At 69.2% G+C, this 20,168-nt stretch carries 16 protein-coding genes; 5 read left to right on the top strand and 11 right to left on the bottom strand.

Annotated features, from left to right (window positions below):
- Positions 1 to 61 precede the first annotated feature (61 nt).
- Positions 62 to 2,512 (top strand): DNA gyrase/topoisomerase IV subunit A, encoded by a 2,451-nt coding sequence (locus OG978_RS30585; RefSeq protein WP_326768281.1) that lies wholly within the window; start codon positions 62 to 64, stop codon positions 2,510 to 2,512.
- A gap of 30 nt (positions 2,513 to 2,542) precedes the next feature.
- Here OG978_RS30585 and OG978_RS30580 read toward each other — a convergent pair whose 3' ends face one another.
- Together OG978_RS30580 and OG978_RS30575 are read right to left on the bottom strand one after the other, a co-directional pair.
- Positions 2,543 to 3,658 carry a CobW family GTP-binding protein gene (locus OG978_RS30580; protein ID WP_326768280.1) on the bottom strand — a complete coding sequence of 372 codons (1,116 nt, stop codon included), beginning with the start codon at positions 3,656 to 3,658 and terminating at the stop codon, positions 2,543 to 2,545.
- 21 nt (positions 3,659 to 3,679) lie between these two features.
- A complete protein-coding gene (locus OG978_RS30575) occupies positions 3,680 to 4,840 on the bottom strand; it encodes a citrate synthase/methylcitrate synthase (RefSeq protein WP_442817767.1) in 1,161 nt (386 codons plus the stop codon).
- 110 nt (positions 4,841 to 4,950) lie between these two features.
- Between OG978_RS30575 and OG978_RS30570 the strand changes: the two genes are divergently transcribed.
- The 3 genes from OG978_RS30570 (at position 4,951) to OG978_RS30560 (ending at position 8,742) form a co-directional block, all read left to right on the top strand.
- Positions 4,951 to 6,267 carry a citrate synthase gene (locus tag OG978_RS30570; protein ID WP_326768279.1) on the top strand — a complete coding sequence of 439 codons (1,317 nt, stop codon included), beginning with the start codon at positions 4,951 to 4,953 and terminating at the stop codon, positions 6,265 to 6,267.
- 79 nt (positions 6,268 to 6,346) lie between these two features.
- Positions 6,347 to 8,062, top strand: coding sequence for a sensor histidine kinase (locus tag OG978_RS30565; protein ID WP_326768278.1), 1,716 nt, complete (start codon positions 6,347 to 6,349; stop codon positions 8,060 to 8,062).
- Positions 8,059 to 8,742 carry a DUF7342 family protein gene (locus tag OG978_RS30560; protein WP_326768277.1) on the top strand — a complete coding sequence of 228 codons (684 nt, stop codon included), beginning with the start codon at positions 8,059 to 8,061 and terminating at the stop codon, positions 8,740 to 8,742. Before OG978_RS30565 ends, OG978_RS30560 begins: the two co-directional genes overlap by 4 nt.
- Positions 8,743 to 8,806: 64 nt before the next feature.
- Here OG978_RS30560 and OG978_RS30555 read toward each other — a convergent pair whose 3' ends face one another.
- From OG978_RS30555 to OG978_RS30530, 6 genes are all read right to left on the bottom strand, one after another.
- A complete protein-coding gene (locus tag OG978_RS30555) occupies positions 8,807 to 10,399 on the bottom strand; it encodes a solute symporter family protein (RefSeq protein WP_326768276.1) in 1,593 nt (530 codons plus the stop codon).
- Positions 10,396 to 10,839, bottom strand: coding sequence for a DUF485 domain-containing protein (locus OG978_RS30550; RefSeq protein ID WP_326770219.1), 444 nt, complete (start codon positions 10,837 to 10,839; stop codon positions 10,396 to 10,398). The genes OG978_RS30555 and OG978_RS30550 overlap by 4 nt, the downstream gene beginning before the upstream one ends.
- 143 nt (positions 10,840 to 10,982) lie before the next feature.
- Positions 10,983 to 11,648 (bottom strand): response regulator transcription factor, encoded by a 666-nt coding sequence (locus OG978_RS30545; RefSeq protein WP_326768275.1) that lies wholly within the window; start codon positions 11,646 to 11,648, stop codon positions 10,983 to 10,985.
- Positions 11,645 to 12,808, bottom strand: a complete 1,164-nt coding sequence (locus OG978_RS30540) for a sensor histidine kinase (RefSeq protein WP_326768274.1) — start codon at positions 12,806 to 12,808, stop codon at positions 11,645 to 11,647. Before OG978_RS30540 ends, OG978_RS30545 begins: the two co-directional genes overlap by 4 nt.
- Positions 12,805 to 13,323, bottom strand: coding sequence for a DUF1453 domain-containing protein (locus OG978_RS30535; RefSeq protein ID WP_326768273.1), 519 nt, complete (start codon positions 13,321 to 13,323; stop codon positions 12,805 to 12,807). Before OG978_RS30535 ends, OG978_RS30540 begins: the two co-directional genes overlap by 4 nt.
- 128 nt (positions 13,324 to 13,451) lie before the next feature.
- Positions 13,452 to 15,572, bottom strand: coding sequence for a DNA gyrase/topoisomerase IV subunit B (locus OG978_RS30530; protein ID WP_326768272.1), 2,121 nt, complete (start codon positions 15,570 to 15,572; stop codon positions 13,452 to 13,454).
- Between the two features lie 435 nt (positions 15,573 to 16,007).
- Here OG978_RS30530 and OG978_RS30525 point away from each other — a divergent pair, with 435 nt between their 5' ends.
- Complete coding sequence (locus OG978_RS30525; protein WP_024489001.1) at positions 16,008 to 16,241, top strand: DUF7455 domain-containing protein; 234 nt, start codon at positions 16,008 to 16,010, stop codon at positions 16,239 to 16,241.
- A 99-nt stretch (positions 16,242 to 16,340) separates the two neighbouring features.
- On the opposite strand, the gene OG978_RS30520 is transcribed toward OG978_RS30525, so the two are convergent.
- The 3 genes from OG978_RS30520 to OG978_RS30510 all read right to left on the bottom strand — a co-directional run bounded on the left by OG978_RS30520 (position 16,341) and on the right by OG978_RS30510 (position 20,064).
- The gene (locus OG978_RS30520) at positions 16,341 to 17,171 is read right to left on the bottom strand and encodes a S1 family peptidase (RefSeq protein ID WP_326768271.1); all 831 of its coding nucleotides are present in this window, start codon (positions 17,169 to 17,171) and stop codon (positions 16,341 to 16,343) included.
- Between the two features lie 133 nt (positions 17,172 to 17,304).
- On the bottom strand, positions 17,305 to 18,852 hold the full coding sequence (locus tag OG978_RS30515; RefSeq protein ID WP_326768270.1) for an RNA polymerase sigma factor: 1,548 nt from the start codon (positions 18,850 to 18,852) through the stop codon (positions 17,305 to 17,307).
- Positions 18,853 to 19,176: 324 nt separating this feature from the next.
- Positions 19,177 to 20,064, bottom strand: coding sequence for a FadR/GntR family transcriptional regulator (locus OG978_RS30510; RefSeq protein ID WP_326768269.1), 888 nt, complete (start codon positions 20,062 to 20,064; stop codon positions 19,177 to 19,179).
- Positions 20,065 to 20,168 lie beyond the last annotated feature (104 nt).

Here is a 20,168-nt window from a genome sequence, read left to right as displayed (position 1 = left end):
AATGGTCCGCGTCAGAACCTGAGGTTGCCCGAACAGAATCCGTGAAGGAGTCGCAGCAGCGATGGCCCGCCGCAGCACGAAGACCCCGCCGCCGGACGACTTCGAGGAGAAGATCCTCGACATCGACGTCGTCGACGAAATGCAGGGCTCCTTCCTCGAGTACGCGTACTCGGTGATCTACTCACGGGCCCTGCCCGACGCCCGCGACGGCATGAAGCCGGTGCACCGCCGCATCGTGTACCAGATGAACGAGATGGGCCTGCGCCCCGATCGCGGCTTCGTGAAGTGTGCCCGCGTCGTCGGCGAGGTCATGGGTAAGTTGCACCCGCACGGGGACACGTCGATCTACGACGCGCTGGTCCGTCTGGCGCAGCCGTTCTCCATGCGGCTCCCCCTGGTCGATGGCCACGGCAACTTCGGCTCGCTCGGAAACGACGACCCGCCGGCCGCCATGCGGTACACCGAGTGCCGGATGGCCGACGCTACGTCACTGATGACGGAGTCGATCGACGAGGACACCGTCGCTTTCCAGTCGAATTACGACGGCCAGGAGACGGAACCGACCGTTCTCCCCGCCGCGTACCCGAACCTCCTGGTCAACGGGTCGTCCGGGATCGCGGTCGGCATGGCGACCAACATGCCGCCCCACAACCTGGGCGAGGTCATCGCCGCCGCCCGGCACCTGATCAAGCATCCGGGCGCGGACCTGGAGACCCTGATGCGGTTCGTGCCCGGTCCCGACCTGCCCACCGGTGGCCGGATCGTGGGCCTGGGCGGCATCAAGGACGCGTACGCCCGCGGGCGCGGCACCTTCAAGATCCGTGCGACCGTCTCGGTGGAGAATGTGACGGCCCGCCGCAAGGGCCTGGTCGTCACCGAACTGCCCTTCGCCGTCGGCCCGGAGAAGGTGATCGCCAAGATCAAGGATCTGGTCTCGGCGAAGAAGCTCCAGGGCATCGCGGACGTGAAGGACCTGACCGACCGCGAGCACGGCCTGCGCCTGGTCATCGAGGTGAAGAACGGCTTCGTGCCGGAGGCCGTGCTGGAGCAGCTCTACAAGCTGACGCCGATGGAGGAGTCCTTCGGTATCAACAATGTGGCGCTGGTGGACGGACAACCGCTCACGCTGGGGCTCAAGGAGCTCCTCGAGGTCTATCTCGACCACCGCTTCGACGTGGTGCGCCGACGCAGCGAGTTCCGCCGGGACAAGCGCCGCGACCGGCTGCATCTGGTCGAGGGCCTGCTCGTCGCGCTGATCGACATCGACGAGGTCATCCGGATCATCCGGTCCAGTGACAATTCGGCGCAGGCGAAGGAGCGGCTCATCGAGCACTTCTCGCTGAGCGAGATCCAGACGCAGTACATCCTGGACACCCCGCTGCGCCGGCTGACCCGGTTCGACCGGATCGAGCTGGAGAGCGAGCGGGACCGGCTCAACGGCGAGATCGACGCGCTGACCGCCATCCTCGAGTCGGACACCGAGCTGCGCAAGCTCGTCTCTTCCGAACTGGCCGCGGTCGCCAAGAAGTTCGGCACCGACCGGCGTACGGTGCTGCTGGAGTCGGCCGGTTCGCAGGTCGCCTCGGTGCCGCTGGAGGTCGCGGACGACCCGTGCCGGGTGCTGCTGTCCTCGACCGGTCTGCTGGCCCGTACCGCCAATGACGAGCCGATCGTTCTCGCCGAGGACGCCAAGCGTTCCAAGCACGATGTGATCGTGTCGGCAGTGCCTGTGACGGCGCGCGGCGATGTGGGCGTGGTGACGTCGACGGGTCGGCTGCTGCGGCTCGCGGTGATCGATCTGCCCCAGCTGCCGGACACCCACGCGGCGCCCAACCTGTCGGGCGGGGCGATGGTCGCCGAGTTCCTCACGCTGGAGAGCGACGAGTCCGTCGTCTGCCTCACCACGCTCGACGAGGCCTCCCCCGGCCTGGCGATCGGCACCCTTCAGGGGGTCGTCAAGCGGGTGGTGCCGGACTACCCGGCCAACAAGGACGAGCTGGAGGTCATCGCCCTCAAGGACGGTGACCGGATCGTCGGCGCCGCCGAGCTGCGGACCGGCGAGGAGGATCTGGTCTTCATCACGTCCGACGCTCAGCTGCTGCGTTATCCGGCGGCACAGGTGCGGCCGCAGGGCCGTCCCGCCGGTGGCATGGCAGGGGTCAAGCTCGCGGCGGACTCCGAGGTGATTTCGTTCACCGCGGTGGATCCGGCCGTGGACGCGGTGGTGTTCACCGTCGCGGGCTCGCACGGCACGCTGGACGACTCGGTGCTGACGTGCAAGCTCACCCCGTTCGACCAGTACCCGCGCAAGGGCCGGGCCACCGGTGGGGTGCGCTGTCAGCGGTTCCTCAAAGGCGAGGACGTCCTGGTGTTCGGCTGGGCGGGCGCGACGCCTGCCCGCGCCGCGCAGCAGAACGGCACGCCGAGCGAGCTGCCCGAGCCGGACCCGCGGCGCGACGGTTCGGGGACGCCGCTGGCCAAGCCGGTCGCGGTGATCGCGGGCCCGGTGTAGCCGACCGGCCGGGCGACGCGTGGCGGAGTGCTACGCGTCGTCGTCGGGCCGTTGTACGTACCGCAGGACGCCCCACATGCTTCGCTCATGTGCGGCGTCCTGCGTCGCGTCCGGGCCCGGTGCCGCGCTCTCGCGGCAGTCGGCCAGCTCCTTGTGCAGGGCGTCCGGCGCGATGCCCGAGCCGATCAGCACCAGCTGGGTCCGGCGTGGTTCGTCGCGCTTCCAGGGCTGCGGGTCGAACCGCAGGAACCTGCCGACCGCGTGCAGCACGTACTTGTTGGTCCGGTCGCCCACGCCGAAGTCGACGAACCCCTTGATCCGGTAGAGGCCCTGCGGCCGGGAGTCGAGAAACTCCATCAGACGGCGGGGGTTCATGGGCACGTCCGCGGTGAAGGACACGCTGTCGTACGCGGCGTGGAGGTGGTGCGCGTGCCCGGCTTCGCCCTCTTCCCCGTCACGCTCCTCCCGGAGCAGATCCTCGAAGGTGAGCTGACGCGTCTTCTCCTCGCTGCCCGGCCGCAGTGCCGGGTCGAAGAGCACCTCGGGGTCGATGCGTCCATATGTGGCACTGATGACGGCGGTCGCGCCGCCGCCGGGGTCGCCTGCCGCGGCGATGACGTCCCGGATGCGGGTCTGTTCCTCGCTCCCGACCCGGTCGGTCTTGTTCAGCACGACGAGGTCGGCGACGGCGAGATGGCGGTCGATCTCCGGATGGCGATCCCGGGTGGCGTCGAACTCGGCGGCGTCGACGACCTCGACCAGTCCCCCGTACACGATGTGCGGATTCTCGCTGGCGAGGATCATGCGGACGAGTTCCTGCGGTTCGGCCAGTCCGCTGGCCTCGATCACGATCACGTCGAGACGGGCGGCGGGCCCGGTCAGCGTCTCCAGGAAGGTGTCGAGTTCGCTCGCGTCGACCGCGCAGCACAGGCAGCCGTTGCCCAGCGAGACCGTGGAGCCGACCTGGCCCGAGACCGTCATGGCGTCGATCTCGATGGAGCCGAAGTCGTTGACGATCACGCCGATCCGGTTTCCGGCGCGGTTGCGGAGGAGGTGGTTGAGCAGCGTCGTCTTGCCCGACCCCAGGAACCCCGCAAGGACGATGACCGGGATCTGCTGCTTGCGGGGCGGGGACGACGGCTTCAACGGAGACCTCTCTCGGGGACCTCAGGGCACGGGGACCGGCTGCGGCGGGGGCGTACCGACGTAGCGGGCCGCCGGGCGGATGATCTTCGAGTCCTCCGCCTGCTCCAGGATATTGGCGCTCCAGCCGACCACCCTCGCCGCGCAGAACGTCGGCGTGAACATCTCGCGCGGCAGCCCGCACAGCTCCATGACGACTCCGGCGTAGAACTCCACGTTGGTGTGCAGCTCACGGCCCGGCTTGAGCTCGGCGAGGATCGCCTCGACCTGGTGCTCGACCTCGACGGCAAGGTCGACGAGCGAACCGCCGAAGCCCTGGGCAATGCCCCGCAGCATCCGTGAGCGGGGGTCCTCGGTGCGGTAGACGGGGTGTCCGAATCCCATGATCCGCTCGCCCGCGAGCACTCGTTCGCGGATCCAGCCGTCGATGCGGTCGGGGGTGCCTATGGCGTCCAGGGTGTCGAGTGCCCGGCTGGGCGCTCCGCCGTGCAGCGGTCCGGAGAGCGCGCCGACGGCCGCCACCAGGCAGGCGGCCACATCGGCGCCGGTGGAGGCGACGACGCGGCCGGTGAACGTCGAAGCGTTGAAGCCGTGGTCGATGGTGGAGATCAGGTACTGCTCCACGGCCCTGGCGTGCGCGGGGTCCGGTACCGAGCCGGTGAGCATATAGAGGTAGTTGGCCGCATGGGGCAGGTCGTCGCGCGGCTCGACCGGTTCGAGGCCCCGGCCGAGCCGGTGCAGGGCGGTGAGCACGGTGGGGGCGGCGGCGCAGGCGGCCAGTGCGTCGGCGCGGCGCCGGTCGGTGTCGATGTCGTAGACCGGCCGGAAGCCGGCCGAGGCACCGAGGAGCGAGAGGGCTGTACGCAGACCGGCCAGGGGCCCGGAGACAGCTCCCGCCCGCGCGATGGCGGGCAGCACCCCGCTCACCTCGGCGGGCAGCCGGCGCAGGGCGGCGGTGCGGGCGGCGAATTCGGCACGGGCCGCGGCGTCGGGCAGCGTGCCCTCGAACATCAGGTACCAGACGTCCTCGAAGCTGCGGGATTGCGCCAGTTCGATCGCCGAGTACTGCCGGTAGTGGTAGAAGCCCTCGCGTCCTCGGACGTCACCGAGGGCCGTGTCGGTGACGACGACACCCGCGAGGCCTCGGGGTACGTCGAGCGGGGTTCCGCTGGTCATGGTCGGCATCTCTTCCTCCGTGAGCGTCCCGGCGGGTCTCATTGATATTGATTTCGACCTTCCATGATTGACTTGAATCCTGTCAACATTGATTGAATCAATATGGATACGGTGTCGGCATGAAGGATCAAGCAGCGTCCGGCGACGGTCCGGAGGCAATGGCTCCGCAGCGGCTGAGCACCCGGGAGGCGGCCGAGCGTCTCGGGGTGAAGCCCGAGACGGTGTACGCGTACGTCAGTCGGGGCCAGCTGAGCAGCAGGCGCGCTCCGGGCGGACGCGGCAGCACGTTCGACGCCGCGGAGGTCGACGCGCTGGCCCGCCGGACGGGCCGCAAGGCCCCCTCCCCCGCCACCGGCGATCTGGTCTTCCGTACCGGCATCACGCTGATCGAGGGCGACCGCTACTACTTCCGTGGCGTCGACGCGACGGAGCTGGCTCGTCAGTACGCCTACGAGGAGGTCGCCGAGTGGCTCTGGACCGGTGATCTGCGGCCCGGCATCCGCTTCACGGCACCGGTCGAGGCGCTGGCCGCGGCGCGCCGGGCGGTCGACGCGCTGCCCCCGCACAGCGGCTCGACGGACCGGTTGCGCGTGGCGGTGGTCGCCTCGGCGACCGCCGATCCGCTCCGTTTCGACCTCTCGCGCGAGTCGGTGCTCGCCGGCGCGCGGAGCCTCGTTCCGACCCTGGTCGGCGCACTGCCCGGGGTCGCGGGCGCTCCGTCGACGGTTGAGGGAACCGGGGAGCAGGCGGAGGCGAGCGGCGCCCGACTGGCCCGGCAGCTGTGGCCGAAGCTCACCGCACGGCCGGCCGACGAACCGTCGGTCGCCGCGCTGGACGCCGCCCTCGCCCTGCTGATCGACCACGATCTCGCGGCGTCGACACTGGCCGCCAGGGTCGCCGCATCCGCCCGTGCCCATCCGTACGCGGTGGTCTCCGCGGGCCTCGGAGTCCTGGAGGGCCCGCTGCACGGGGCGGCGAGCGGGCTGGCGCACCGGATGCTGACCGAGGTCCTGGAGCGGGGCAGCGCGGTCCCTGTGGTCGCGGACCACCTCCGTACCGGACGCAGGGTGCCCGGGCTCGGCCACCGTCTCTACACCTCCGAGGATCCGCGGGCACGGGCGCTGTTCGCCCTGCTCGCCCAGGTGCCGCAGGCGGCCGCGGCGCTCGCCGCGGCACGCGATGTGGTCACCACGACGGCCCGGCACGCCCCCCTGCACGCCAATGTCGACCTGGCGCTCGCCGTGCTCTCGGTCGCCTGCGGCATGTCCGCGGAGGCGGGTGAGACGGTGTTCGCGGTGTCCCGCACGGCCGGCTGGATCGCCCATGCCCTGGAGGAGTACGGAGAACGGCCCCTGCGGATGCGTCCCAGCGGCCAGTACGGCGGCCCTCGTCCGCCTCAGCCGCTGCCCACCGCCACGGGTGGACCGCCGCTATAGACAGTCCGTAGGGAAGCTCACGGGGGACTCCGCGAGGGGAATTTCGGAAAGCACCGGAATGCCCTTTACCGTTCATACGATGAGCGCCCCACCGCCCACCGCCAGGAGAGCACGCCGGCTCGGCTGGCCGCAGCGGGTCTTCTCCCAGGTCCTGCTGATGCAGCTGGCCATCGCGACCGGCGTCACCGTGCTCGCCACCGGTCTCTTCCTGGCACCCCTCAGCGCCCAGCTCGACGACCAGGCGATGCGCCGTGCCCTGGCCATCGCGCAGAGTACGGCGGCCCAGCCGCAGATCACCGAGTCGCTGCTCGCCACGGACCCGTCCCCCACCGGACCCGTGCAGTCCGCGGCCGAGCGGGTCAGGCGCGCCACCGGCGCCGAGTACGTCGTCGTCATGGACCGGCGCGGGGTGCGCTGGTCGCACACCGACGCCGACGAGATCGGCAGGGTCGTCTCCACCGACCCGAGCGACGCGCTCGCGGGCCGGAATGTCATGGAGATCGACAGCGGGACGCTCGGCCGCTCGGCCCGCGGGAAGGTGCCGCTGCACGACGAGGCGCAGCACATCGTGGGCGCCGTCTCCGTCGGTATCGCGTACGACAGTGTCCGCGCCCGGCTCGTCGCTGCGATCCCCGGGCTGTTCGCCTACGCGGGCGGTGCGCTCGCCGTCGGGGCACTGGCCGCCTATCTGATCTCCCGACGTCTCCAGCGGCAGACCCACGACCTCGCGTTCTCCGACATCTCCGCGCTGCTGACGGAGCGCGAGGCGATGCTGCACGGCATCAGGGAAGGGGTCGTCGCACTCGACCGGACGGGCCGGATACGGCTGCTGAACGACGAGGCGCAGCGGCTGCTCGGGCTCGGCCCCGACGCCGCGGGCCGCCCGCTGGACACCGTGCTCGCGGGGCGGACGGCCGATGTGCTGGCGGGCCGGGTACTCGGCGACGATCTGCTGACGGTGCAGGGCACCCGGGTCCTGCTCGCCAACCGGATGCCGACCGACGACGGCGGCGCCGTCGCCACCCTCCGCGACCGCACCGAACTCGAACACCTCGGCCGCGAGCTCGACTCGACGCGCGGCCTGATCGACGCGCTGCGGGCCCAGGACCACGAGCACGCCAACCGGTTGCACACGCTCCTGGGGCTGCTGGAACTGGACATGCACGAGGACGCCATGGAGTACGTCACCGAGGTCGTGGGCGTCCACCGGGCAACCGCCGAGCAGGTAACCGAGAAGGTGCACGACCCGCTGCTGGCCGCGCTCCTGGTCGGCAAGGCGACAGTGGCGGCGGAGCGCGGTGTCGCACTGCGCATGGCCCCGGGGACGCTGCTCCCGGACCGGCTGGTGGACCCTCGTGGGCTGGTCACGGTCGTCGGCAACCTCGTGGACAACGCACTGGACGCGTCGGCCGGAGCGGACGGCGCTCTGGTCGAGGTGGGCCTGCGCGCGGAGGCCCGTACGGTGGTCCTGCGGGTCCGCGACAACGGCCCGGGAGTTCCGCCCGGGCAGCGTGAATCGATCTTCACGGAGGGCTGGTCGACGAAGGAAGTCCCGGCGCACGGCAAGCGCGGCCTGGGCCTCGCCCTGGTGCGGCGGCTGGCGGAACGACAGGGTGGCAGCGTCACCGTCGACGGGGCCGTGGACGGCGGCGCCGAGTTCACCGTCGTGCTGCCTGAGGCCCTTGCCGACAAGAACCTGACGGAACCGGACGTGACGGAACCGGAAGCAACTGGATCCGGAGTGGGACCGGAAATGACCGAATCGCATACCGGCATCGCGGGAGAAGCTCAGTGATCGAGGTCCTGGTCGTGGACGACGACATCCGGGTCGCGAAGGTCAATGCGGCCTATGTCTCCAGGGTGCCGGGATTCCGGGTGACCGCCCAGGCGCACTCCGCCGCCGAAGCCCTCGCCACGATCGAGAGCCGGCGCGTGGACCTGGTGCTGCTGGACCACTACATGCCCGACCGCAACGGCCTGGCCATGGTGCGGGAGCTGCGCAGGCTCGGCCACCACACCGACGTGATCATGGTGACGGCGGCGCGCGACGTCGTCACCGTGCAGGAGGCCATGCGCCACGGCGCCCTGCAGTACCTGGTGAAGCCGTTCACGTACTCGGGGCTGCGCACCAAACTGGAGGCGTACGCGGCGCTGCGCCAGACGCTGGAACGCGGCGGCGAGGCGGAACAGGGTGAGGTGGACCGGCTCTTCGGCGCCCTGTGGGCGGCGGGCGAGCCCGATCTGCCCAAGGGGCACTCACCGACCACGGCGGAACTGGTCAGGCAGGCGCTCCGGAGCGCGGACGGGCCGCTCTCCGCGCAGGAGATCGCGGAGAGCGCCGGCATGAGCAGGCAGACCGCCCAGCGCTATCTGAAGCTGCTGGAAAGGACCGGCAGGGTGCGACTGACACTGCGGTACGGCGAGACGGGGCGCCCGGAACACCGCTACACCTGGTCCACCGGCGCGCAGGCCTGACCGCTCCGGGCCTGGCCGTATGGTGCGGTGCGGTGGTGCGCTGCGGTGGCTCGGTGGCGTGGGGCTACACCGCGCCCGCCCCGGTCAGTGCACGGACCTCGGTCTCCGCGTGCTTGGCTTCGTCGGGCGGATCGGTGGAGGTGACCGTTCCGACCCAGCCGGCCAGGAAGCCCAGGGGGATGGAGACCAGTCCGGGGTTCTCCAGCGGGAAGAGCTGGAAGTCGACGCCCGGGAAGAGCGAGGCGGGGCTGCCGGAAACAACCGGGGAGAGCAGCACGAGCAGCACGGCGGGAATCAGCCCGCCGTAGACGGACCAGACCGCGCCCCGGGTGGTGAAGTTCCGCCAGAACAGGGAGTACAGGAGCACCGGAAGGTTGGCCGAGGCCGCGACGGCGAAGGCGAGTCCCACCAGGAACGCCACATTCAGGTCCTGGGCGACCAGACCGAGCCCGATGGCGGCCACCCCGATCGCGGCCGCGGCCACCCTGGCCACGGCGACCTCGCTGTACTGCTTGGCGCCCGGGTGCCTGAGCGAGGCGTAGAGGTCATGGGCCACGGAGGCGGACGAGGCGAGGGTGATCCCCGCGACGACCGCGAGGATGGTCGCGAAGGCGACTGCGGCGACCACGGCGAACAGGATCGCGCCTCCGGTGGACCCCTCACCGCCGCCGAGCTCCATGGCCAGCAGCGGGATCGCCGTGTTGCCCGCGGCGTTGGACGCCCGCACATCGGCCGAACCGACCAGAGCGGCTGCCCCGAATCCGAGCGCGATCGTCATCAGGTAGAAGCTGCCGATGAGTCCGATCGACCAGACGACGGAACGGCGGGCCGCACGGGCGGTGGGCACGGTGTAGAACCGCGACAGGATGTGCGGCAGCCCGGCCGTACCGAGTACCAGGGCCAGCCCCAGGCTGATGAAGTCGATGCGCGCGGTCCACGTTCCGCCGTACCGGAGACCTGGCCCGAGGAACCGGCTTCCGTGCCCGCTCCGCTCGGCGGCGGAGTTGAGCAGGGCGTTGAAATCGCCGTGGAAGCGGAGCAGGACGAGAACGGTGAGCACGATCGCTCCCGCCATCAGCAGAACGGCCTTGACGATCTGGATCCAGGTGGTGGCGCGCATCCCGCCGAGCGACACATAGATGACCATGAGCGCCCCGACGCCGATGACGGTCCAGGAGCGGGCGGCGCCGCTCGTACCGCCGAGGAGCAGAGCGACCAGGCTGCCCGCACCCACCATCTGCGCCACCAGATAGAGCACGGAGACGGTGACGGAGGAAGTGCCCGCCGCGATCCGGACCGGGCGCTCCGCCATCCGCGCCGCCACCACGTCGGCGAGCGTGAACCGGCCGCAGTTGCGCACCAGTTCGGCGACCAGCAGCAGGACGACGAGCCAGGCGACGAGGAAGCCGACCGAATAGAGCATGCCGTCGTAGCCGAAGAGGGCGATCAGACCGGAGATGCCGAGGAACGACGCGGCCGACATGTAGTCGCCTGCGATGGCGAAACCGTTCTCCATGGGGGAGAACAGACGACCGCCCGCGTAGAACTCCTCCGCCGAGCCATGGCGGTTACGGCTCACCCAGGTGGTGATGGCGAGCGTCACTGCGATGAAGGCGCTGAACAGCAGGAGCGCCAGCGTCTGGTGGTCCCCGTTCACCGCCCGGCCCCCCGCGTCATCTCCTGTGTCTCCCAACGCAGATCGAGTGCGGCCCGGTCCCTGCGCAACCGTGCGTGGCGCGCGTACGCCCCGGTGAGAAGGAAGGTCGTGAGGAACTGCCCGAGCCCCGCGACCATCGCGACATTGACCGCCCCCGCCACCGGGCGGGCCATCACTCCGGGCGCGGTGACCGCGGCGACGACATAGACGAGGTACCAGACTAGGAAGGCGAGGGTGGCGGGGGCGACGAACCGCCGGTACCGGCGGCGCACTTCCTGGAATGCCTCGCTGCGCTGCACCTCCAGATAGATGTCGGCCGCGCTGTGGCCGCGCCGCGGGTCTGCGGGCCCGGGTGGTCCGGCGGGAGCGAAACTCCCTGTACCGTCCAGCTCGCCCCATCCGGAGGCCAGCACGTCGTACCACGGGTCGTCGAGTCGCATCGCTGCGGCCTCACGCCCTGCTTCCTTCTCCACGGAACAACTCCCCTTGTCCACGGACCACTTCGGCCGTGTACCCAAGAATGGGCAGATCGGGAAGATCCCGGGCACTTCATTCGCCGGTCTTCACCTCTTCAGGTGACGGTTCATCCGGGCGGCTGTGCGAGGCCCCGAACGTACGCATAGCGAACGGCCTGTGCCCGGTCACGCACTCCAGCCTTGGCGAAGAGATTGTTGATGTGGCTTTTCACGGTGGCCAGCGAAATGTGCAGTTTGCGGGCGATCTCCAGATTGGACAGGCCCTCCGCGATCAGCACCAGCACTTCCAGCTCACGTGGTGTCAGTCCGTCGGGCAACTGCGGCTCGGGGGCCGTCGGGGGCAGCGGCGGGCCCGTGGTCACGCGCTCCAGCAGACGGCGCTGCACGCTCGGCGAGAGGCCGACTTCGCCGGACAGTACGGCCTGGATGGCCCGCACGATCTCCTCGCCCCCGGCGTCCTTGGTGAGATAGCCGCGGGCTCCGGCCTGCAGCGCGGGGAAGAGCGAGTCGTCGTCCGCGAATGTCGTGAGCACCACCACCTGGGTCCCTGGATGGTCTTTACGGATCCGCCGTGTCGCCTCCGCCCCGTCGCACCGGGGCATCCGCAGATCCATCAGAACGACATCGGGGGCCAGTTCGGCCACGAGCGCCACGGCCTCCTCGCCGTCCTTCGCCGATCCGACCACCTCGATTCCCGGCAACAGCCCCAGCAGCATCACGATCCCCTCACGCACCACCGACTGGTCGTCGGCTACCACGACCCGCGCGTTCACGCGGGCACCCGCAGACTCACCACGAAACCCTCCTCGCCGTGGCCGGCCTCCAGCGTCCCGCCCATCAGCTCGGCCCGTTCCCTCATCCCGAGCAGACCGTATCCGGAGCCACTGCCGGACAGCTCGCCCTCGGGTCTTCGTCCACCCGAATCCCTGACCTCCAGGGCGACTTCGTCCGGCAGATACTCCAGCCGCACGAGAACCCTGGCCCCCGGTGCGTGCTTGCGCACATTGGTCAGGGCCTCCTGCGCCACCCTCCGGACCGTCTGCGACGCCTCGGCCGTCAGCGTCCGCTGCTTCCCCGCCACACTGACCTCCCCCGGATCCACGGCCACCAACTGCCGCAGGAAGTCCTCCACGGGAGACACCTCCCCCCGGAGCGCGGAGAGAGCCTGACGGGTCTCCACGAGCCCCTCACGCGCCATGGAACGCGCAGCCACGACCCGCTCCAGTACCTGGTCCCGGAACTCCCCCGCGGGCTCCCGCTCGATCAGCAGCCGCGCCGCCTCCAGATGCACCAGCTGGGCGGAGAGGCTGTGGGCGAGCACATCGTGTATCTCCCGCGCGATCCTGGCCCGCTCGTCCAGCGCGGCCGTCTCCGCCTCCGCCGCGCGGGCCGCACGCTCCTGCACCAGGAGCCTCTGGGCACTGCCCCGCGCCTCGGCATCCAGCCGGAGCACATAGCCCGCCAGCGAGAGACCTGCTGTGGACATGGCGGTGGAGAGCCAGCCATCGGTGTTGACGGCGGCGTACGCGCCGAGTGCGACGGCCGTGGCCGGGAGGCCCGCCGTGAGCGGCAACCGCTCCAGTGCAGCGATGGCGCAGCCGCACCACAGGATCACCGCGGGCACATCGGCACCGGCCTGTTGCGCCCCGAACGCCGCCAGCATCAACAGCGCCAGCAGTCCGAGCGACGGCCACAGCCGGTGTTCCAGGCTGGTCCGGAAGAACGCCCATGAAGCGAACGCGCAGCCCAGTACGCCCACCAGACCGAGCGCGATCTCCCAGGGCCCGAACTGTCCGCCGCTGAATGTGCCCCAGAGCATGGCGGTGAGCAGTCCCGCCCGGACGGACCAGGTGATCGCCTTTCGCGGACGGGTGCGGCTCGTCCCTGCCAGGGCTTCCCAGGACGGCCAGCTGGTCCAGGTCGTGCGCGTCACACGCGGTCCCTCCATGCCGGCCTCGGCATCATCCCGTCGGCGGCATCACCGTACGCCGGACGCATCTGCCCGGCCCGCCACATCAGCACACCGCCACGCACCGCCAACGTCACAGCGAGGGCAGACAGAAGGGCCGCGGTGCCCTGGTATATGCCCAGCAGTGCGGCAGCCCCGTAGAGAGCCGCCCGCAGCGCCAGTCCCCCTGCCCAGACGAAGACGGTGGACTTGGTGCCCTTGCTCCACAGCGAGCCGTCCGCCTCGCGCCACAGCCTGGTGGTCCAGGCCCAGCCGGCGCCTGTCACGAGCCCAACCGCCAGCTCAGCGCCCAGGATCGCCGTGGACAGCGCCGCGTGACGCGGATCCGCCAGTCCGGGCTCGCGCAGCGACAGGACGAGGAGAACGCCCGGCAGGATCCACCAACGCCTGTCGTCCGAGATCTGCTGTGCCGAGCACTGGCGAACGACGACGACAGCGATCACTGCGCCGATCAGCAGGACATTGACGAGCCCTGACATGGCTGCCTCCGATGTGCGGGAAGGTTGAACGCCTTCGACGCTACGGAAGCGGCCGGGCCGGAGCATCGGCTCAGGGGTTGATCACGGGTGGAGGCGCCGTCTCCACCCGTGGGTGGAGACGGCGTCGCTCAGACGTCGATGCGCGAGCGGTCCAGGGTGGCCGCGGAGCTGGTGATGAACTCCTTGCGCGGCGCCACCTCATTGCCCATCAGCAGATCGAAGACCTGCTCGGACGCTTCCAGGTCGCCGATGTTGATCCTCCGCAGGGTGCGGTGGCGCGGATCCATCGTGGTCTCGGCCAGCTGGTCGGCGTCCATCTCGCCCAGGCCCTTGTAGCGCTGGATCGAGTCCTTGTACCGGACGTTCTTCCGCTGGAGTTCCAGCAGCCGCTGGCGCAGCTCGTTGTCCGAGTACGTGTAGATGTACTTGTCCTGGCCCTTCTTCGGCTGGACCAACTCGATCCGATGCAGCGGGGGCACCGCGGCGAAGACCCGTCCGGCCTCGACCATGGGCCGCATGTACCGCTGGAAGAGCGTCAGCAGCAGGACACGGATGTGCGCGCCGTCGACGTCGGCGTCCACCAGCAGGACGATCTTCCCGTAGCGGGCCGCGTCGATGTCGAAGGTCCGTCCGGACCCGGCTCCTATGACCTGGATGATCGCACCGCACTCGGCATTCTTCAGCATGTCCGAGACGGACGCCTTCTGGACGTTGAGGATCTTGCCCCGGATCGGCAGCAGAGCCTGGAACTCACTGTTCCGGGCGAGCTTGGCCGTACCGAGCGCGGAGTCGCCCTCGACGATGAAGAGTTCGCTGCGGTCCACGTCGTCGCTGCGGCAGTCGGCAAGCTTCGCCGGCAGCGAGGAGGACTCCAGCGCCGTCTTGCGACGCTGCGCGTCCTTGTGCTGGCGGGCCGCGATGCGGGTCCGGGCAGCCGCGACGGCCTTGTCCAGGACCGCCCTGGCCTGGGCCTTCGCGTCACGCTTCGTCGAGGTCAGGAACGCCTTGAGTTCCTTGGCCACGACATTGGCGACGATGCGGTTGGCCGCCGAGGTGCCGAGCACCTCCTTGGTCTGGCCCTCGAACTGCGGCTCGGCCAGGCGCACGGTGACCACTGCGGTGAGGCCCTCCAGAGCGTCGTCCTTGACGATGTCGTCCTCGGCGACGCGGAGCAGCTTGGCGGAGCGCAGCGCCTCGTTGACCGTCTTGGTCACGGAGCGCTCGAATCCGGTCACATGCGTGCCGCCCTTGGGGGTGGCGATGATGTTGACGAAGGACTTGAGGTTGGTGTCGTATCCGGTGCCCCAGCGCAGGGCGATGTCGACGGCGAGCTCACGCGTGACCTCGGTCGCCGTCATGTGACCGCGCTCGTCCAGGACCGGCACGGTCTCCTTGAAGGTGCCCTGCCCGGTCAGGCGCAGGACGTCGCAGACCGCCTTGTCCTGAGCGAGGTACTCGCAGAATTCGCTGATCCCACCGTCGAAGCGGAAGGTCTCCTCGGTCTTGCCCTCGCCGTCGAGCCCGCGTTCGTCACGGACGACGATCGTGAGGCCCGGAACGAGGAAGGCCGTCTGCCGCGCCCGCTGGTGGAGCGTCTCCAGATTGAGCTTGGCGTCCTTGAGGAAGATCTGCCGGTCCGCCCAGTAACGCACCCTGGTGCCGGTGCGCGCCTTCGGTACCCGCTTGCCCTTGAGCAGGCCGTTTGCCGGGTCGAAGGGGCTGTCCGGCCCCTGCTCGGTGAAGATCCCCGGGACTCCGCGCCGGAAGCTGATCGAGTGCGTCGCGCTGCTGCGGTCGACCTCGACGTCCAGCCGGGCGGAGAGCGCGTTGACGACGGAGGCACCGACGCCGTGCAGACCGCCCGACGCGGCGTACGAACCGCCGCCGAACTTTCCGCCGGCGTGCAGCTTGGTCATCACGACCTCGACGCCGGACAGGCCCGTCTTGGGCTCGACATCGACGGGGATGCCTCGCCCGTTGTCCCGGACCTCCACGGAATTGTCTTCGTGGAGGATGACCTCGATGTGATCGCAGTAGCCGCCCAGAGCCTCGTCGACGGAGTTGTCGATGATCTCCCAGAGGCAGTGCATGAGTCCGCGGCTGTCGGTGGACCCGATGTACATCCCGGGGCGCTTGCGAACCGCTTCGAGCCCCTCGAGTACGAGCAGATGCCGCGCGGTGTAGTTGGAACCGTCTCGGTCTGCTCCGGTCAGCAGCGCAGTGGACGGCACGGACGTATCGGCGGTCACGCGGTTCGCTCCTCGCTGAATTTCATTTGGGGCCCAGTGGATAACGGGCTCGGCTTCGGTCGCCGCTGAGAGGGTACCGAGGCCTGGTAGAGCGGTTGTAACGCCACCCTTCGACAACCCTCACACTAGTCCAGCCTCGCATACACGTTCGATCCCTCGTAGGAGTGACGCGAACATCACGTTCCCTTCCAGGCATGAACCATTTAGGCTCCGGGCACGTCCTCATGAACAAACCGGCAAGCCAGCCGGGAGGATCCCACCAAGACAAGCAACGCGAAACCGTAGCGCTACGCAATACGGCACATTCGCCGCCAACCGGCAACAGACAGCCATCTCGAGAAGAAGTTTCGAAGAAAAGCCACGAGCGGGAACGTTTTCGGCCTGGTTGGATGTTGACCCTGGTACGACAGCTCGTCGAGCTAGAGAAGAGGCGACGTGACTACTGTTCTGACCCCCGCGAGCCCGCTGACCGCAGCAGACCGCTGTGACCGTTGCGGCGCCCAGGCATATCTGCGCGTCGTCCTGATCAGCGGCGGTGAACTGCTCTTCTGCGCCCACCACGGTCGCAAGTTCGAGCCGGAACTCAAGAAGATCGCCGCGGAAATACAGGATGAGACGGACCGGCTCACGGCTGTGCAGGCCCAAGCCGCCGAAGAGGAACAACACTGACACCTCGCATCCACGACGAGCAAGGGCCAGGTCCCGGACCTGCCGACGGGCGGCTCCCCGAAGGGGGGAGCCGCCCGTTCTCGTACGCGGTGATGCCGTTCAGCTGCCTTCCGGCATCCAGCCGATCGCGGCGGAGATCCGTGTGTACACGCCAGGGTTCCCCGCCCGGGCACAGCCGTTCCCCCAGGACACGAGTCCGATGAGCCGCCCACGGGCCACCAGCGGCCCTCCACTGTCGCCCTGGCATGCGTCGTACCCGCCCAGCAGTTCGCCCGCGCAGAGCATCGCTGAGGCGTCGTACGTGCCGTTCCTGCCGCCCGGGTAGGCCTGCGCGCACGCGGCGTCGGGCAGAACGCTCACTTTCGCGGACCGCAGCGACGACGCGTAGTCGCTGTTGCCCGTTGTGTCACCCCATCCGTAGACGACTGCCTCGGTGCCCGGTGCGTACGCCGCATCGCCGGATTCGGCCATCGGGATCACGTTCTTCTCGGGGAGCGCGTCGGCGAGTGTGAGCACAGCCAGGTCCCCCGCGTTCGTGGTGGGGCTGAACCCCGGATTGGTCCACGTCTCCCGTACGGGTATCTCCTGGCCTCCCGTCCCGCGCAGGGCGTCGCGGCCCGCGATGATCCGCAGATCGCGCACGCTGCCGACATCAACGCCGAGCGCCTGGCGACTCAGGCAGTGCGCAGCGGTCATCACCTTCTTCGGCGCCACCACGACACCGCCGCAGAACTGGCCGGCGCGCGCATCTCCGAACCGGTCGCGGCTGGACAGTGCCACAACCCAGGGGCTGTCCTTGACGTGTGCGGGCTGACCGCCGATGACGATGCCGTCCTCGGCCGCCCGGGCGGGAAATCCGAGCGGTATCAGGGCTGTGGCGGCAACCAGGGCGAACGCCCCGGTCAAGGTACGGAAGACGGTACGGGACATGCGTGCTCCTGACTCTGTGGTGAACCATTCCCACCCAGAGTCATACCGCCCGCCGCCGACCGCACGCGTTGATAGGCCGAGGGCCCGGCTCCCCCATGGGGATCCGGGCCCTCGGTCCGCGTACTCCTGCGACCTAGTCGAGGTAGTCGCGCAGCACCTGCGAACGCGACGGGTGGCGCAGCTTCGACATGGTCTTCGACTCGATCTGACGGATGCGCTCACGCGTCACGCCGTAGACCTTGCCGATCTCGTCCAGGGTCTTCGGCTGACCATCGGTGAGGCCGAAGCGCATCGAGACCACACCGGCCTCACGCTCGGAGAGCGTGTCGAGCACCGAGTGCAGCTGCTCCTGGAGGAGCGTGAAGCTGACCGCGTCGGCCGGGACGACCGCCTCGGAGTCCTCGATCAGGTCACCGAACTCGCTGTCCCCGTCCTCACCCAGCGGAGTGTGGAGGGAGATCGGCTCACGGCCGTACTTCTGGACCTCGATGACCTTCTCGGGGGTCATGTCGAGTTCCTTGGCCAGCTCCTCCGGCGTGGGCTCGCGGCCCAGGTCCTGGAGCATCTGGCGCTGGACACGGGCGAGCTTGTTGATGACCTCGACCATGTGCACCGGGATACGGATGGTGCGGGCCTGGTCGGCCATGGCGCGGGTGATCGCCTGACGGATCCACCAGGTGGCGTACGTGGAGAACTTGTAGCCCTTGGTGTAGTCGAACTTCTCGACCGCGCGGATCAGACCGAGGTTGCCTTCCTGGATGAGGTCCAGGAAGAGCATACCGCGGCCGGTGTAGCGCTTGGCCAGGGATACCACGAGACGGAGGTTGGCCTCCAGCAGATGGTTCTTGGCGCGGCGGCCGTCCTCGGCAATGATCTCCAGCTCGCGCTTGAGCTTCGGAGCGAGCTTGTCTGAGTTCGCCAGCTTGTCCTCGGCGAACAGACCGGCCTCGATGCGCTTGGCGAGCTCGACCTCCTGCTCGGCGTTGAGGAGGGGAACCTTGCCGATCTGCTTCAGGTAGTCCTTGACCGGGTCGGCGGTGGCGCCGGCGACGGCGACCTGCTGCGCAGGTGCGTCGTCCTCGTCGTCGTCGGAGAGGACGAAGCCCTTGTTCTCGCCCTCGCCCTCCTCTTCCTCGCCCTTGCCGGCCTTTACTTCCTCGACCGCCTCGTCGCCGTCGAGGAGCTCGTCGTCCTGCTTTCCGGACTTCTTCGTTGCTGTCTTCTTGGCCACCGTCTTCTTCACGGCGGTCTTCTTGGCAGCCGTCTTCTTGGCTGCTGCCTTCTTCGCAGGGCCGGCCGCGGCAGCGTCGTCAGCCACCACGTCCACGGTCTCTGCCGACGGGGCGGCAGAGGCCGCGACCGTCCTGGTCACGGTTGTCTTGGCCGCGACAGTCTTGGTGGCGGTGCGCTTGACCGGGCTCTTTGCTGCGACGCTCTTGCGGGCACGCTTGGACGGCTCCGCGGCACTGACCATCAGCGTCACACCCTCTTCCTCGAGGATCTGGTTGAGGCTGCGCAGAACATTCTTCCACTGGGTTGGCGGAATCTGGTCAGCCTCGAAGGCCCGACGCACGTCATCGCCGGCGATCTGCCCATCAGCCTTTCCCCGCTCGATGAGCGCCATCACAGACTCGGACTCGGCGATCTCCGGCGGGAGCGTACGGGATGTGCTGGCCGACACGAACAACCTCTCGGAACGATGGAAACGGCTTCCGGCCCGGTCCTGGAAAGGACTGGAGCCGACGACCGCCGGGCTGGGAATGTACCGGCGGCGCGGGTTTGGCCTCAGAACTGCACAGCGCACTGAATGGCTGCTGTATTCCTTCCGCGGCGGTCACCTCTTAAGTCATCGCACTGTTTCGAGGAGTGTTACGCCCAATCCGCGTGGCCCGAGTCACACCTCATTTGCGACGAACATGACCAAGGGCGCAAACCACCCGCAACTGCGCCGCCGGACCGTAGCGGCCCGGCGACACACGGTTCACACACCCTGGCCGTGTTGTGCTCAGTGCTCGCGGGGCGCGGGCACCACACGCTCCACCTCGGGGTGGACGACGAGCAGTTGACGCATGGCCGCTTCGGCACCCGCCGAGTCGCCGGATGCGAGGGCATCGACGATCCGGGCGTGGTGACCGAGGGACGCCTCGGTGGGGCGGTCACAGCCCGTGACCGGACCGCCCGAGACCTGCAGTGCCGCGGCAACGATGCCGGAGAGGTGCTCCAGCATGCGATTGCCCGCCGCCTGGATGAGCAGGGAGTGGAACTCCGCATCGGCCCGGGAGCAGGTGATCGTGTCGCCCTGCCCGACCGCGTGCCCCATGATCTCGACCATGTCGCCGAGGCGCTGCTGAATGTCCTCACGGCCGTGGCCTGCGGCGAGACGCGCGGCAAGGGGCTCGATCATCCACCGGAGCTCCCCGAGCTCGCGACGCTGGTCCTCACGCTGAGGACCGAAGGCGCGCCATTCGATGATGTCGGGATCCAGCAGGTTCCAATCGCTGACGGGGCGGACCCGGGTACCCACATTGGGCCGGGCGCTGACCAGGCCCTTGGCCTCAAGGACACGCAGCGATTCGCGTACGACGGTGCGGGAGACCTCGAAACGCTGACCGATCTCCTCCGGCACGAGAGGGCGGTCGGCGCCCAGGTCGCCGGAGACGATCATCTGACCCAGCTGTTGAACGAGTTGGCCATGGAGGCCGCGACCCCGACTGGCCGAGCCCCGGCGGCTCACCCGGCCGAGGTCGGCGTCGGGACCGTCCCAGGAACGAAGAGCGGCACGCTCGCCGGCCGGCGCCTCCGCATACGGGTAGCGATCGAGTTCACCCGGGCCGGCGAGGCCGGAATCGGCGGAGCGGGCGGCGGTCATCATGGTGTGCGCAAGGGTACTCACGCATCCTTTGTCGGCGCAGCTCACCCGCCTCTTGAGGTCTTTGGTGAAAAGCACACGAAAGGGTGATCGGCGCCAGCCCGCCAATTGACGCTTTACTGGTATAA

Origin of the sequence: Streptomyces sp. NBC_01591, assembly GCF_035918155.1 — a bacterium.
GTDB lineage: Bacteria > Actinomycetota > Actinomycetes > Streptomycetales > Streptomycetaceae > Streptomyces.
Note: the sequence above shows the minus strand (reverse complement) of the source record. Positions and strands in the feature narration are given on the sequence as shown.